This is a genomic window from Angelakisella massiliensis, from assembly GCF_900104675.1.
Taxonomy (GTDB): domain Bacteria; phylum Bacillota; class Clostridia; order Oscillospirales; family Ruminococcaceae; genus Angelakisella; species Angelakisella massiliensis.
This window is the reverse complement of record NZ_LT629945.1, coordinates 5001-19971: the sequence shown is the minus strand read 5'-3', so window position 1 is coordinate 19971 and position 14971 is coordinate 5001. Positions and strand designations below refer to the sequence as shown.

At 51.2% G+C, this 14971-nt stretch carries 14 protein-coding genes; 9 read left to right on the top strand and 5 right to left on the bottom strand.

Annotated features, from left to right (window positions below; translation table 11 throughout):
- The first annotated feature begins 161 nt into the window (after positions 1 to 161).
- The 3 genes from BQ5383_RS05295 (at position 162) to BQ5383_RS05285 (ending at position 3361) form a co-directional block, all read left to right on the top strand.
- The gene (locus tag BQ5383_RS05295; RefSeq protein ID WP_071430046.1) at positions 162 to 719 is read left to right on the top strand and encodes an RNA polymerase sigma factor; all 558 of its coding nucleotides are present in this window, start codon (positions 162 to 164) and stop codon (positions 717 to 719) included.
- Positions 716 to 2350: a protein-tyrosine phosphatase family protein gene (locus BQ5383_RS05290; protein WP_071430044.1), complete on the top strand. Its 1635-nt coding sequence runs from the start codon at positions 716 to 718 to the stop codon at positions 2348 to 2350. Before BQ5383_RS05295 ends, BQ5383_RS05290 begins: the two co-directional genes overlap by 4 nt.
- 384 nt (positions 2351 to 2734) lie before the next feature.
- A complete protein-coding gene (locus tag BQ5383_RS05285) occupies positions 2735 to 3361 on the top strand; it encodes a helix-turn-helix transcriptional regulator (protein ID WP_071430041.1) in 627 nt (208 codons plus the stop codon).
- Positions 3362 to 3402: 41 nt separating this feature from the next.
- Here BQ5383_RS05285 and BQ5383_RS05280 read toward each other — a convergent pair whose 3' ends face one another.
- The 3 genes from BQ5383_RS05280 to BQ5383_RS05270 form a co-directional block, all read right to left on the bottom strand.
- Complete coding sequence (locus BQ5383_RS05280; protein WP_071430039.1) at positions 3403 to 4011, bottom strand: permease prefix domain 1-containing protein; 609 nt, start codon at positions 4009 to 4011, stop codon at positions 3403 to 3405.
- Positions 3998 to 4375: a PadR family transcriptional regulator gene (locus BQ5383_RS05275; protein ID WP_071430037.1), complete on the bottom strand. Its 378-nt coding sequence runs from the start codon at positions 4373 to 4375 to the stop codon at positions 3998 to 4000. The genes BQ5383_RS05280 and BQ5383_RS05275 overlap by 14 nt, the downstream gene beginning before the upstream one ends.
- 116 nt (positions 4376 to 4491) lie before the next feature.
- Positions 4492 to 5262 carry a FadR/GntR family transcriptional regulator gene (locus BQ5383_RS05270; RefSeq protein ID WP_071430035.1) on the bottom strand — a complete coding sequence of 257 codons (771 nt, stop codon included), beginning with the start codon at positions 5260 to 5262 and terminating at the stop codon, positions 4492 to 4494.
- A 244-nt stretch (positions 5263 to 5506) separates the two neighbouring features.
- Between BQ5383_RS05270 and BQ5383_RS05265 the strand changes: the two genes are divergently transcribed.
- Together BQ5383_RS05265 and BQ5383_RS05260 are read left to right on the top strand one after the other, a co-directional pair.
- Positions 5507 to 6694, top strand: coding sequence for a mandelate racemase/muconate lactonizing enzyme family protein (locus tag BQ5383_RS05265; protein WP_071430033.1), 1188 nt, complete (start codon positions 5507 to 5509; stop codon positions 6692 to 6694).
- Between the two features lie 53 nt (positions 6695 to 6747).
- Positions 6748 to 8049 carry a 2-hydroxycarboxylate transporter family protein gene (locus BQ5383_RS05260; RefSeq protein WP_071430031.1) on the top strand — a complete coding sequence of 434 codons (1302 nt, stop codon included), beginning with the start codon at positions 6748 to 6750 and terminating at the stop codon, positions 8047 to 8049.
- A gap of 169 nt (positions 8050 to 8218) precedes the next feature.
- Here BQ5383_RS05260 and BQ5383_RS05255 read toward each other — a convergent pair whose 3' ends face one another.
- Both BQ5383_RS05255 and BQ5383_RS05250 read right to left on the bottom strand, forming a co-directional pair.
- Positions 8219 to 9574, bottom strand: coding sequence for a PFL family protein (locus tag BQ5383_RS05255; RefSeq protein WP_071430029.1), 1356 nt, complete (start codon positions 9572 to 9574; stop codon positions 8219 to 8221).
- Positions 9575 to 9593: 19 nt separating this feature from the next.
- Positions 9594 to 9863 (bottom strand): ACT domain-containing protein, encoded by a 270-nt coding sequence (locus BQ5383_RS05250; protein WP_071430027.1) that lies wholly within the window; start codon positions 9861 to 9863, stop codon positions 9594 to 9596.
- A gap of 293 nt (positions 9864 to 10156) precedes the next feature.
- Here BQ5383_RS05250 and BQ5383_RS05245 point away from each other — a divergent pair, with 293 nt between their 5' ends.
- From BQ5383_RS05245 to BQ5383_RS05230, 4 genes are all read left to right on the top strand, one after another.
- Positions 10157 to 10783, top strand: a complete 627-nt coding sequence (locus BQ5383_RS05245) for a hypothetical protein (protein WP_071430024.1) — start codon at positions 10157 to 10159, stop codon at positions 10781 to 10783.
- 140 nt (positions 10784 to 10923) lie between these two features.
- Positions 10924 to 12426: a hypothetical protein gene (locus tag BQ5383_RS21505; RefSeq protein ID WP_235821948.1), complete on the top strand. Its 1503-nt coding sequence runs from the start codon at positions 10924 to 10926 to the stop codon at positions 12424 to 12426.
- 568 nt (positions 12427 to 12994) lie between these two features.
- Entirely contained in the window at positions 12995 to 13621 is a 627-nt protein-coding gene (locus tag BQ5383_RS05235) for a YdcF family protein (RefSeq protein WP_071434887.1), read from the top strand.
- Positions 13621 to 14667, top strand: coding sequence for a P1 family peptidase (locus tag BQ5383_RS05230; RefSeq protein ID WP_071430022.1), 1047 nt, complete (start codon positions 13621 to 13623; stop codon positions 14665 to 14667). The genes BQ5383_RS05235 and BQ5383_RS05230 overlap by 1 nt, the downstream gene beginning before the upstream one ends.
- Positions 14668 to 14971 lie beyond the last annotated feature (304 nt).

The window sequence follows — 14971 nt, the reverse complement described above, 5'->3', positions numbered from 1 at the left end:
TAAAAATCCCCCTCTTACTTTGTCCATTTTCTTTGAATGATGAAAGATAACCAGGAAAACAGTTCTTTTTTCCAATGGAGGTTAAAAAGCTTCCAAGATTTTTCCCTTTTTTCCGTCTTTACAGGTGAATGGGAAAAGATGATGAAAAAGGAGGGAGAACCGTGGAGGACAGTGCCATTGTGGGGCTGTATTGGGATCGGGATCAACGGGCCGTTTCTGAATCGGACCGGAAATACGGAGAATTGTGCCGGGGGCTGTCCCGGAATCTGCTGGGCAGCCGGGAGGACGCTGAGGAATGTGTGAACGATACTTGGGTTCGGGCATGGAACACCATGCCGCCTCAGCGGCCCGGTTCCTTACGGGCTTATTTTTGCCGGATCGTCCGGAACCTGTCCATTGACCGGTGGCGGGCAGATCGAGCCAAAAAGCGTGGAGAAGAACTGGAAATGCTCCTGGGAGAGCTGGAGGATTGCGTTCCCACACGGCAGGACGTGGAAAGAGAACTGGAGAGCCGGGAGCTTCTGGAGCTGCTGGAAGGCTGGCTGGAACAGCTGTCCCCGGGGGACCGGGACGCCTTTCTGAGGCGGTACTGGTATGGCAGCCGGGTGGATGTCCTGGCACGCCGCCAGGGATGCACGCCGGGACAGATGTCCCAGCGGTTATACCGGCTGAGGAACAGCCTGCGTCAACTGCTGGAGAGAGAGGGGGTGCGGCTGTGAGCCGGGAAAGCGAGCGCTTATTGGATGCTTTGGGGGAGATTAGAGAAGAGATGCTCAACCCCATCCTGGATCACCGGCAGCCTGCCCGGAGGTCAAAATGGAAGCCATGGGCGGCTTTGGCAGCGGTGCTGGTACTGGCTGTTGGACTATGGCGCTTTCTTCCCAGGATGGGCGGCAGCTCCAGCGGCGGCACAGGCAGCAGCGGCAGCTCGGTGTTTATGTCCTACGCGGGACCCATACTTCCCCTGACAGCGGTGGAACAAACAGAGAGTATCACTGCCAGCCGGGAGATCACACTGGATTTTTCTCCCTGGGCTCCGGTTTGGATTTCCAATAAACAGCAGGTGGAAAAATACAAGGAGCAGGGAGCTGCCCCTGAGGAACTGGAGGACTACCGGCAGCAGCTGGAGGAATGGTTCCCCGAGGGGGGATACGAGAAGACATCCACGGATATTTTGGTGAAGGATGATTATCTCCTTACCAACACCGGAGAAACGGAACAGAGTCTTACCCTGTTGTATCCCTTCGCCTCTGCCCTCAATCAGCTGGAACAGCTGCGGCCCCAACTGACAGTGGCAGGGGAGAAGATGGAAACGACCCTCCGCTGGGGAGGATATTCCGGTGGATTCCAGGGGGCCCTGGGGGAAAACCTGAGCGCTGAGGCAGAGGAAGGAAGTGTCAATCTTCGGCAGCTGAACAGCTGGACCCAATATCAGGCCCTTTTGTCTGATGGCAGCTATCAGATCCAGGCGTTGGGGACGGGAGAGAGTTTGGAAGGAATCCCTGTAACCATCTATCAGTTCAGCGATCCTTGGGGACCGGAAGCCGGAGAGGAGATTCCCAATCCCACCATTCGGGTCACCTACCGGCAGCCGGAGGATACTACCGTGTTGTCCTATGGCTTCCACGGCATGAGCCGGGATGAAGAGACGGGAGAAATGGGCCAGAGCTTTTCCATTCCGGAGCCTCAGGAATCCCGCTATGGAAAGAACTTCTATATGATTGTCATTGGAGAGGATATCCAGGAGATGGAGGTCACCGGCTATGCCACTGGCGGTTGGGACACTGTGGAGCAGGTGGAGGCCGGCGTAACGGTGGAAAGGTATGAGGGGGATCTGGACGGCATTCTCCGCCGGATCTTTCAGGAGTATTTGACTGAGAACACTCCGTCCCCGGATATGGATCAGGAGATGTGGTATCGGCAGTTTGTGGAGCTGCTCACCTCCAGCGGGCCTCTTTCTTCCCAGTCGGCACAGCGGTATGCCAGCGGCTGGCTTGAGGATCTGATATCCGAGACGAGAATCATCAGCCGTGTCTTTTATCTGGAAACAAAGGTGACCATTGCCCCTGGGCAGACCCTTCAGGTGACGGCGGAGATGACCAAAAACGCCAGCTATGACTTTGCCTGCGCCAAAACGGAAAACCGGGGTGTATGTGGTTATGATCTGATGACCACACTGGGCTCGGGATTCCTCTGGAAGGATCAGCAGGCGGTTTTGGAGGACCGGGGACAGATTGAAATTGTGCGGCAGAATTTTGGCTTTGATCTGGAACAAGGCATTTATACGGTAAAACTGAATCCCCAGGAGGAGCATTATTACCTGGAAGTGCGGAGAAAAGAGAAACGATGAGATTTATTTTCAACAGCGCTTATGAAAGCCTGTGGAAAATAAATCCCGGAAATCGTTTTCCCAGAAGAGGAAAAAGAATAGCCTCCCCAAAAGCAGTAATTGTTTTCTGTCCACAGCACAAACCATAACTTGAAAATGAAAAGTGTCCTTTCCAAAGCAGCTTGTCCTCAAAAGGCGGTTCTTGCGGCGGAAGGGGCGCTTTTCTGTGATGTTTTGGTCAAAAGAAGCAGGTAAACCGGCTGCGCAACCGATAGTTGATAGACCGACAAAAAGGAATTGTGATACAATAACCCCAGCGGAAAGGCGAAATGTTTTTTCTCATGTGGTTCTGCGGGGAAAAAACAAAACTTGTTGACAATCAAACGGCCAAAAGGAGGGGTAAATGTGACCCTTGGAGAGAGGCTGCGGGAGTTGAGGCATAAGAATGGCCTTTCCCAGGAGCAGGAAGCGGAGCAGCTGGGCGTCAGCAGACAGGCGGTGGCAAAATGGGAAGGGGATAAAAGCATTCCTTCCATGGAAAAGCTCCTTCGGCTCAGTGCTCTTTATCAGGTCTCTTTGGAAGAATTGACCGAAACCCCTGCTCCACTGAACCTCAGCGGAGAAGGAGAAAAGACAGAAACAAAAAAAGGCTCCCGGCCTCCCAAAAGGAGACTGAGAGCACTGATCGCAGCTGTATTGGCGGCAGCGGTGGGTTGCTTATGTATACACATGGCGCCTGTGGACTGGGACGCCGGAGGATGCGCTGGGGGATATCAATCCTACATCTTCCAAAAATACGGCCAGGCTCTGACCCGCCGGTATGTGGAAGGCTCCGAAGGTTCAGTGGTTTCCGCCCAGGCGGTGGACGGCTCACAAACAGCCCATTGGGAGGGACGGACCCTTTATCTGCGGTTTCGGGTGCGGAGTGTGGACGCACAAACGGGAGCGGAAACAGAAGTGCCCCTTACCTTTATCGGCAAAAGGATGTGGACCGATACCTACCACTGGGGTGGTGCCATGATCCAGGGATGAAACAGATCGGCAGCAAAGGACATCTTTTCCATACAAAACAGTCAGTTGATCCCCAGACTGAGAAACGCTCCCGCCCCAAAGAAAAGGATGTTTCCCCTCACCAGGTAAAGCAGGATATAGCCCGCCGGTTGGATGGAGCACAGGAAAAGGACGAGCAAAAGAAGATAAGCACATGGAAATGCCGCCCCCAGAATCAACAGTCCTTTTGATGCTCCGTAGGGAATAGTCCTCAGCCAATGTTTCTTGATGGGATAACCGAGGGCATACCCAAGCGCCATCAGCCCAAAGGGCAGAAGTAGAAAAGAAGAAATCCCCTGAAAGCGCAAATCGAAATTCAGCAGCATCTGTCTGCGGAAAAACAAATCATAGACAGCAGCTGTACCCAACAGGATCAGCGCCAGAAAGCAGCTGATGACAAAAGCCCGTCTTTGGGCGGTGTTGGTTCTGGGCAGCAGCTCTTCAAGCTCCGCGCCGTCGCCCAGCTCCTCCAAAACACGCTGCTGGGCTTGTTGTGGGCTCAGACCTTCATTCTGCAATTCTTCCAGCTTTTCCAGAGCATCCCGGCGGAGATTTTCCTTCATGGCCCGCGCCTCCGGGGAAGAGGGAAAAGCGTAAAACATTTTGTCAAGATGACGGTCAATCCTGGTCATGGCAGACTCTCCCTTCTTCGATAAAACGTTCCGCGATTTCCACCGTCTCCCGCCAGTCCTCCAATAGCTGGGAAAGCTGCTGCCGTCCCTGGGGAGTGATGGAAAAATAGGTGCGTTCTTTACCATTGGTTTCTGTGCCAGCATAGCTGGTGACGCTGCCTTCCCGTTCCAATCGGTTGAGAGCGGCATAGAGAGTGGTTTCCTTGAGAAAATATTTATCCTGGGAAAGCTCCCGGATGCGCCTGGACAGCTTATAGCCATAGCTGTCACCGGCGGCCAGCAGCGTCAGCAGCAGAAGATCATTGCTGCCCAGATATTTCAAGGGAACCACCACCTTCTCTACCACCAAGATTACTTCATTCATTGTAGTAGTTTTAATATATCAGGCCGACCATAAAAAGTCAATCCCGAAAAAAGATCGCCGCAGAAATTTTTTCTGCGGCGATCTTTTGTTGGTGCCGGATGCCATCGGGAACGGCCTTAATCATAAATAGACTCTTCCGATGCTTCTTCTTCATCGTTGTCTTCAATGGCTTCATACTGTTTGAGAAGAAGATGAATGGTTTTTTCACTTTTTACCAAATGGCTTGTAATAGCTTTTTCCGCTTTTGCGGCATTGTGATCTTCAAGAGCACGAATAATGAGATTGTGATCTTTATGCCGGCGATCCGGTGAAAGAACCACCGCGTTGAGAATGGATAAATAGCTTTTCCAAGAGGAGTTAAGACGTTTATGGATGTTGGTCAGGACAGGATTACCCAGAAAACTGACAAGCAGCTGTTCAAAATCCAAACCTGGTGCGGCTACAACACCATTTCTGAAATATAACCGCTCATATTCCTCCTGTTCGTGGCTGCGCAGCTGATCAAGCTGCTGTGGAGTAATGGTTTCAGCCAGCCGCCGGATGCAGTAAATTTCTGTCATCATCCGGGCTTCCATCATTTGATGTACAGTAATCAGAACATCTTTATAATTATTTTGATGTATTTCCCCGTATAAATTCAGCATGGAATCATCATAGACATCAACGTAAATGCCGCTTCCATGACGTATTTTTATAATTCCATTGGCCTCCAGGTTTTGCAGCGCTTCCCGTAAACTGGTTCGGCTGATTCCCAGCATTTGTGCCAATGCTCGTTCCGTTGGCAGCTTGTCTCCCTGCTGGAGATTCTGCTCTTTGATCAGTTTCAGGATTTTCTGTGCGGTCATTTCGTGAAGAATTACTTTTTCCCTTTTTTGTTCTTTCAACATTTCACCTTCTTCTTTATTGCAAGTGGAGAATATCTGTATTATATACTTCGGCAACAAAAAAAGCAATAAAAATGGTATGACCAATTTTTCTGTTTTATCTAATTTTGGTACGACCAATTTGTATTATCATACAGAGTTTAACAGAGCATATTGACATGGAAGCGGGAAAGGTGCATACTAATGCTGTCAAATTGATCATACCAATTTGATTGTAGTCAGACCAATTTTTGAGGGGGGAATACGGATGAAAATTATCGATGTACGCGTTGTGCCTGCCAACAGTTTCCTTTATGTAAAGGTATATACCGATGAGGGAATTGAAGGTGTGGGTGAATCCGGCACCTGGGGATTTTTAACCGCTTCAGCCGAGGCGGTTGAAACCTTCAAAACTTACCTGATTGGAAAAGATCCGCTCCAGATTGAACACCACTGGCAGTATATGTACCGCTGCTTCCATTTCAGAGGCGCTGCTGTAATGGGAGCCATCAGCGCCATTGATATTGCCTTATGGGATATTGCAGGAAAGTATTACGGTGTACCGGTATATCAGCTGGCAGGAGGAAAATGCAGAGATAAAGTGCGGACCTATTACCATGTCAGCGGCTCTACCACAGAAGAGCTGGTAGAGCAAATCAAAAAGGCAAAAGCAGCAGGGTATACAGCGGTGGGCCATCTGTCGCCATTTTTGGATGAGCCCAGAAGTAAGCCATATTATGAAAGCTATACCCGCATGATCGACGGCGCAGTGGACAGAGTTCGCCAGTTCCGTGAAGCTGCCGGAATGGATGTGGATTTATGTCTGGAACTGCATCGCCGCATGAAGCCCTCTGAGGCCATTGATTTTGCCGGAAAAGTGGCCCAGTACACGCCAATGTTTTTGGAAGATCCCATTATTCCGGATAACTTTGACGACATGGCATGGATTGCGGATCATAGTCCCGTTCCCATTGCCACAGGCGAGCGGATTCATACCATTCAGGAGTATCAGATGCTTTTACAGCGGCACTCCATGGCCTATGCCAGAGTAAGTGTCTGCATCTGCGGCGGTATTACCGGCGCCAGAAAAATTGCTCATATTGCTGAGGCCCATGGGGCGCTGATCGTTCCGCACAATCCTCTCAGCCCGGTGAGCACAGCAGCTTGCTTGCAGGTTGCAGCGTCTGTGGAGAATTTCGCTATCCAGGAACTGCCGGATCATGAAGGGATCTCCGCTACAGAGCGCTACACCAGTACGGATAAAATGGATCAGAAGTCATTCCGCCAGAGCGACATGGTTACTTGGGTGCCGAAGGTGGAAAATGGATTTGCCCTTCTGCCTCAAACCCCCGGAATCGGTGTGGAACTGGTGGACGATGTTGAAACCAAATTCCCCTTCAAACGGAGAAGCATCAATACCAGACTGCATATCGACGGTTCCATTGTGGATCAATAATCCAATATTTTATTGGGCATATATGCAGTAATTGCTGGGAAAGGATTTTTGCTATGGAAAAAAAGCTTGATCTGAAACAAAATCTTTATTTTGGTTTTATTCCCGCAAAGTATTTTATCGTCTTTTTGGTCATTACTATTTTAGGTGTGATTTTCAGTGCAACTCCTTCCGGATTCCTGGGCGGCTTTGTAGTGTGCACGGTTCTGGGATTGCTGCTGGACAAAATCGGTGAAGTAACACCTATTGTACGCACTTATCTGGGCGGCGGTTCTTTTGTAGCTATTTTTGGAGCTGCCATATTGATGTACCTCAATGTTTTTCCCGAAGATACCGCAACCCTGATCTCCGATTTCATTAAAAACATGGATTACATCGGATGGATTGTGGGTGCTTTGATCTGCGGCAGTATTCTGACAATGGATCGGAAACTTTTGATTAAAGCGGGTGTGCTGTATTTTATCCCCATTGTGGGCGGAATTGCCCTCGCCTTTGGACTTACCGCTGTTGTGGGACAGTTGCTGGGATATGGTTGGAGAGAAGCAATTCTGTTTGTTTCACTGCCCATCATGGGTGGCGGTACCTCTGCAGGTGCGGTGCCTACCTCGCAAACTTACGCTGCTGCCATGACCCATGACAGCGCCTACTATCTTTCCCTGATCATGCCCGCGGTGGTAATCGGAAACGCCATGGCCATTGTGGCTGCTGGTATCATGAACAGTGTGGGTAAAAAATTCCCTCATTCCACAGGAAACGGTATGCTGATGAGAGGCGGCGCCCTCCTCAAAGAGGAGACGAAAAAACAGGCTCCGCTGGACCTTGGCGCGATGGCGCGGGGCTTTGTGATTACAGGTATTTTCTATACGGTAGGAATTCTGGCAAGCAAAGTTGTTCCCAGCATACACTACTATGCGTGGACAATTGTAGCTTGTGCTCTCTGCAAAATTACCGGACTGTTTCCGGATGATTTGCAGGAGGATGTTTTCCAATGGTATCGCTTTGCGATGAAAGCTGGAATTCCGGCGGTGCTGTTTGGAATCGGCTTTGTTTATACCGATTTGGCGGTAGTGATTGAAAATATGTCCTTTACCTATTTGCTGCTGGTGCTGACCACTTTGGTAGGAGCTGTTGTTGGTCCCTGGATTATAGGTGGGCTGATTGGCTTCTATCCTGTAGAATGCGCCATTACTGCCGGGTTGTGCATGGCAAATATGGGCGGTTCCGGAGATATTGCTACCTTGGGCGCGGCAAATCGGATGGAGCTGATGCCCTTTGCCCAGATTTCTTCCCGTATTGGAGGAGCCATCATTATCGTCTTGGCAAGTGTTCTGGCCCCCCTGCTGGGAGCAGGTTTATAACGGTGGGATATGGCGTAAAACATTCAAAAGTCCGTTTCTGCTGCCCCTAAAGATGTGTGATCCAGTCAGAAGCTTTTTGCTTCTGAATACATATGGATAAATAAAAAATCCCGCTGCTTCCTGCAGGAAGCAGCGGGATTTTTTATTTGTACTTTTGTACGGAAAGAACTTAGTTTTTGAGGCTCTGCATGGGAGCGGGAATCTGTCCGCCCCGGGAAATAAACTTGGCGGGGGAGTAGCCGCTGACCTTCATTACAGGAGCATACCCCAGCAAGCCGCCGAAGCTGAGGCTTTCCCCTTCCTTTTTGCCGATGGCGGGGATCACACGGACGGCGGTGGTTTTGGAGTTGACCATGCCGATAGCCGCCTCATCGGCGATGATAGCAGAGATGACCTCCGCAGGGATTTCGCCGGGAATGACGATCATATCCAGGCCCACAGAGCAGACAGCGGTCATCGCTTCCAGCTTCTCAATGGACAGTGCGCCGCATTCCGCTGCCGCGATCATGCCAGCGTCCTCGGAAACCGGAATGAAAGCACCAGAAAGGCCGCCTACCCGGGAAGAGGCCATAACGCCGCCCTTTTTGACAGCGTCGTTGAGGAGAGCCAGGCAAGCGGTGGTGCCGCAGGCTCCGCAGCTCTCCAGCCCCATTTCCTCCAGAATGTGGGCCACACTGTCGCCAATGGCCGGGGTGGGGGCCAGGGACAGGTCAACAATGCCGAAGGGAACTCCCAGACGGCGGGAAGCCTCGGTGCCCACCAGCTGACCCATCCGGGTGATCTTGAATGCGGTGCGCTTGATGACATCGGCAATCTCACTGATGGAACAGTCAGGGCATTTGGCCAGAGCCGCCCGCACCACGCCAGGGCCGGAAACGCCCACGTTGATGACGCAGTCTGCCTCTCCCACACCGTGGAAGGCGCCGGCCATAAAGGGGTTGTCCTCCGGGGCGTTGCAGAATACCACCAGCTTGGCCGCGCCGATGCAGTCGTTATCAGCGGTCAGCTGGGCGGTTTCCCGCACCACTTTGCCCATCATGGCCACAGCGTCCATATTGATACCTGCTTTGGTGGATCCCACATTTACCGAAGAACAGACATTGGAGGTGCGGGCCAGTGCCTCGGGAATGGAGCGGATCAGGGAAAGATCGCCGGGAGCAAAGCCTTTCTGAACCAAAGCGGAATAGCCGCCGATAAAGTTGACGCCTACAGCGTCTGCCGCCCGCTGGAGCGTCAGGGCCAGCTTTACCGGATCACCCCCGCAGGAGGCGTGGATCATGGCGATGGGGGTAACGGAAATCCGTTTGTTGATAATGGGAATACCGTATTGACGGGAAATTTCTTCACCGGTGTGTACCAGGTCTTTGGCATACCGGGTGATTTTGTCATAGACCTTATCACAGCAGCGGTCGATATCACTGTCGGCGCAGTCCAACAGGGAGATGCCCATGGTGATGGTGCGCACATCCAGGCACTCGTCCTGGATCATGGTAATAGTTTCCAGAATATCTCTGGTATCAAGCATTTGTCGCTCCTCCTTTGGTTCAGATCCGATGCATGGAATTGAAGATATCCTCATGCATGACGTGGGCGGAAAGCGACAGCTCTGTGCCGATAGCCTCCACCTGGGTGGCAAACTGATCAAAATCCACCGACAGGCTGGAAATGTCCACCAGCATGATCATGGCGAACAGATCCTGCATGACCGATTGGGTCACTTCAATGACGTTGGCGTTTGCCTGAGCGCAGACACCGGAAACCCGGGCCAGGATACCCACCATATCCTTGCCGATGACAGTAATGACAGCTTTCATTGAGATGTTTCCTCCTCTGAATTTCTGTTATTGGTTATATAAATGACGGAAATTTTCCCGGCATCGAAAACTGCGACTGAAATCAGCAAAAGAACCCTCTGTCTGAAGAAAAAGTGAGATTTTGCTGGTAATGAAATCTGTGCGCTTTACAATATTTGGTCTCTCCAATTCGTATTATAAAGCAGGGAAGTTGAAACTGTTTGGAAAAATATGTTTTATCAGTTAAAATAAAACTCTGATAACGCCCATTATACACGAAAACAAGAACCGACGCAACGAAAAGGAGTGGGAGAATGAAAAAGAGACAGAAATTGTTGGCTGCCGGATTGGCCGGAGTGCTGGTGCTGGGAGTTTGTGCCTGGAGGTCCCCTGCGCTGAGAAGAATGCTGATTCCCCAGGCGGTGGCAGCGTATGCGCCTGTGCAGCTTTATGAAAGAGCGCTGTCTCCGGAGGATCAGAGCTTATGGCAGAAGGGGACAAGATTCTTGAGCCAACTGGCAGAAAATGCAGCAGGCGTGGGACCAGCAGGGGAGCCATTGATCACACCTGATGCAGGAGACTTGTTGGCACAGGTAAACATTTCTGATGCTCCGGCAGTCGGGCCCGGCCTCCATCACCATCAGCCGGCAGAGGGAGCGGAACAGCCCGCCGCACCGGTTGCGCCGGAGAAGCCAGCCCCCAAAGATCCTGCCCCCTCCCCTGAGCCGGAACGGAAAGTGGCTCCTCCCACAGCAGGAGAGCCGGGAATGATGCCAGGGCCGGTGGGAGAAAAAGATGCTCCCAGGGAGATAAAGATTGCTGAGCCGGGAAAAGAAAAGGCTGGCCCAGTCCTCCCTGAAAAGGAAAAGTCAGTGGGGGAGCCGGCCCCTGTCCACTGCGGCCCTTTGAAAGAGGAGCATCATGCTCCTTGTCATCCCTGAGGGGTGGAAATGATGGATGGGCATACCTTGGAAGTGCATTAAGTAAACATGGCAGGCTGTATCCATGGAGCAGGGGGAGAAATCACCTGCTTGCAGCCAAATAAAGTGGAAGAGATCATAAAAACGGGAGGTGCGGAGATTTGATAAAAAAAGGAAAAAAGATCCCACCAATGATATTGGTATTGACCATCGTGTTACTGGCGGTTTTTTCCGCGTGCGGCAGTGGGGAACAGTCTGGAGAACAGCAGCCTTCTTCCCAGAGCACTTCTCAGCGGGTTCCCCAGTCCTCTTCTTCAGAGCAGCCCCAGGTGACAGAGCCTGAAAGCAGTGCTTCCTCCAATCCAGAGTCAGATTCAGAGGAAAAGCCCCAGCCTGTCACCGGTACAGAAGAAAGCTCCTCTCCTCAGCAGAACGCCTTGGAGGACCAGTGGGAGAAGGGTGATCCGGAGGGCGCCAGAGCGCAGGTAGAAGGTTGGGACAAGGTAGCGGCCGCCTTTTATCAGGGAACCTCCTTCTGCCCCAAGGACGAGATCGTCTATGAGGGAGGAGAGGAAATCAGCGGTGTATTTAACATCTATCAGGCGGAGGACTATGATCAAAACAGTCTCTTCTGCCTGGAGGAAGGAGAAACCGTACGGCAGCGGCTCCAGCTGGATACCGAGGAATTCGGCGTGCTTCTCCGTCAGGAAGGTACACTGAGAGCGGAAGGCTTTGTTTCAAGGGCAGTGGATAAATCAGGAAATCTGCTGGACTGGGCCATCCAGACCATCAACGGTTTGACCGAAGGTCAGGCCAGCGGCACCGACGGCAGGCAAAGCCTGAAAATGACTCCCGAGCTTTCCCAGGCGCTGGAGGAAGCGGGAATGTCTCCGGATACCACCGAAGCGGTATATGTGCGGGAACAAAGCGGGGCGCTGAGCCCTTTCTTCAGTACCTTTGGTGGTTTGCTTTTCACCGATGGAACAAAAGAACGGTTCCTGGTGACGGATTCTGATTTGCTGCCGGAAGGAATGCTGTATACACCGCAGGATATTGATGAGAAGTTGGCAGAACTGGCCGCCTCCCAGGAGGAATCCAAGGAAAATCCTGAAACTGCCAAGCCTGTCATCTATCTTTATCCGGAGCAGGAACAGGAAATAACGGTGAAGCTGGGCTATCCCCAGGAATGTTTCACCTATACCTATCCCGCATATGAGGACGGCTGGCGGGTAATGGCCAAACCGGATGGCACACTGACCAATCTGGCTGATGGTTCCACCCACTACTATTTGTTCTGGGAAGGAAACAAGCCGGTGAAGTGGGATCAGTCGGAAGGCTTTGTGGTTCCGGGAGCGGAGACAGAGGCGTTTCTTCGGGAAAAGCTGGCATATCTGGGCCTAACTCCCAGAGAATATAACGACTTTATCACCTATTGGGTCCCCAGGATGCAGGATAATCCCTGGAATCTCGTTACCTTTGTGGGGGAACAATATGAGCAGCTGGCCCCCTTGGAGATCTCTCCTGCGCCGGACAGCATTCTTCGGGTCCATATGGTCTATCAGCCTTTAGAGGCACCGGTGGAAGTGCGGGAGCAGCAATTGACTCCATTTGCCAGAGAAGGTTTTACTGTGGTGGAATGGGGCGGCAGCGTCTGGAATGGCTGAGGAAAGGAGCGGCGTTTTTCCTGCGATTCTATAAGGAGAAAACTTGATAAAACAAGGAGTCCCGGCCTTCACTGCCAAAAACGGCAGGAAAGCCGGGACCTTTTGTGTGCTGTGACTTCAGACGTTAAAGTCTTTGATGAGCCGATAGATGGCACACGCTAAAACAAGCGCGGTCAACAGCCCCATCGCCACAGGAAATATCGGGACCATGGAAGGTTCTCCTTTCTTCTTCACTCTCCTGTTGAGAGCGGTCCTAATCATAGCACAAAAGAGTGGCGTTGTACAGTCTTTTGTGAAAGACTGGTGAAATTTGACGGAAATATCGCACAAAACAGAGAATTAATTATGGGTAATTTGTTACAAAAACCGCTTGCGATGAGAAAAGTCGGGTGAATCTGTATCTGCCATAGCTTTAAGAAAAGGCGGGACTTGTGCTATAATGACAGCACGAATTGTGAAAAAGCAAGATCATGCGGCAGAACAGGCGCCAGAGGCCGTAAAAGCATTGGTGGTGATGTATGAAAAAGGCCGCTTTTCATTTTATAAGGGAGAAAGAAGAAATTGGATTATGAATGAGATCGTTGATGGTATTACTAAATTTATTTTTGTTTCCCATCAGCCTGCCCCGGCGGATATCATCTTTCTGCCGGGAGGCAAGTGGCCGGAGCCGCCTGAATATGCCGCCCAGTTATGGAAAGAGGGTTTTGCGCCGCTGATTCTTCCTTCCGGGCGGTACAGCTGTCTGACAGGTTATTTTCCCGGCAGCGTTGGCAAGGAGGACCAGTATCCTGGACCTTATGGCAACGAATGGGAATTTATGAAGGATATACTGCTGAAAAACGGCGTTGCGGAAGATGTGATCCTTCAGGAGGATCAAGCGGAAAATACTTGGGAAAACGCCAAGGAATCCCGGAAAGTCACTGACCGGCTTGGCCTGGAAATCCGCCGGGGAATTATTGTTTGTAAGGAACAGCACGCCCGGCGGTGTTTGATGTACTATCAGCTCTCTTATCCCAAAACGGAATTGCTGGTTTGTCCTGTCAGCTGTGAGGGAATCACCAAAGATAATTGGTATCGCACCTCACGGGGCATCCACAAGGTGCTGGGGGAGCTGGAACGGTGCGGCGGACAATTCGATGGATTGATGCCGCCGGAATTGCTGAGAGAGCTTTGGGGAATGGAGGAAAAGTTCTGATGAGTGATAAGCGAATCATAGATTACGGCGTACAGGTGGGGACCATGAAGAAGGGCCCTCTCAATAAAATCAGCGATGTACCGGGGGTACTGGTGGGACACTGTACGGTAGATACTGCCGACCATCAGACAGGAGTGACAGTGGTACTGCCAGGACCGGAGAATCCTTTCCTCTATAAGCCGGTGGCGGCTTCCTTTGTTCTCAACGGTTTCGGCAAAACCCTGGGGCTGGTGCAGATCGATGAACTGGGGACGCTGGAAACCCCCATCGCCCTGACCAATACCCTGAATGTAGGAAAAGTTCACGACGCGCTGGTGGAATATATGCTTGGACGGTGCGCCAAGGACAAAACCCCGGTCTATTCCATCAATCCGGTGGTGTGCGAATGCAACGATGCCGGACTTAACGATATCCGCACCCGGGTCATAGGGGAGCGGGAAGTCTTTGCGGCCATTGAGGATGCCCGGGCGGATTTTGCTGAGGGCGCTGTGGGAGCAGGAAGAGGAACGGTCTGCCATTCCCTGAAAGGGGGAATTGGTTCCGCCTCCCGGAAAATTGAGCTGGATGGGCAAACTTATACCATCGGTGTGCTGGTTCAGTCCAACCATGGACGGCTGGAGGATTTGGTTGTGGAAGGCAGGCCGGTGGGACAGCAGCTGAAAGAACGGCTGGAATCGGAACCGGTAGATAAGGGGTCTATCATTATGATTGTGGCCACCGATCTGCCAGTGAGTGACCGCCAGTTAAAAAGAATCATCAAACGGTGCAGTGTGGGGTTGGCACGGTTGGGTTCCTATATTGGACATGGCAGCGGAGAAATTATGGTGGGCTTCACTACGGCCAATCGGATCTCTCAAAAGGAAAAAGCGGGAATTGTAAGTCAGAAGATTCTCAATGAAGGGAAAATTGATCTGGCATTCCGGGCAGTTGGGGAAGCTACAGAGGAAGCAGTGCTCAATTCTCTGGCGGCAGCTTGTACCGTTACAGGATGGAAAGGAAAAAAGAAAGCGGCCTTGAGAGATTTTTTCCCGGAGGGTAATTTATAAGAAAAAAGGAATTTTGAGAGGGCAGGCCCCCTTTTGGAAGGCCAAAAGGGGCAAGTGATTGCGCTTATATTATATATAGGTATAAAAAGGGGTAAAAATGGGGTCGAAAAACTTTTTTCAGAAAAAATCAAAAAAACTTGAAAAAAGGTGTTGACATTTCCTTTAGGGCATGGTATTATAACTAAGCTGTCTCGAGCGGGTAGCGAAAAACAAAAAAACCGAGCGAAAACAGCGCTGGCACCTTGAAAATTGAACAACATTTAGCTTACAAGCGAAACCCTTGTAAATGATTTTTGAAGTTTTA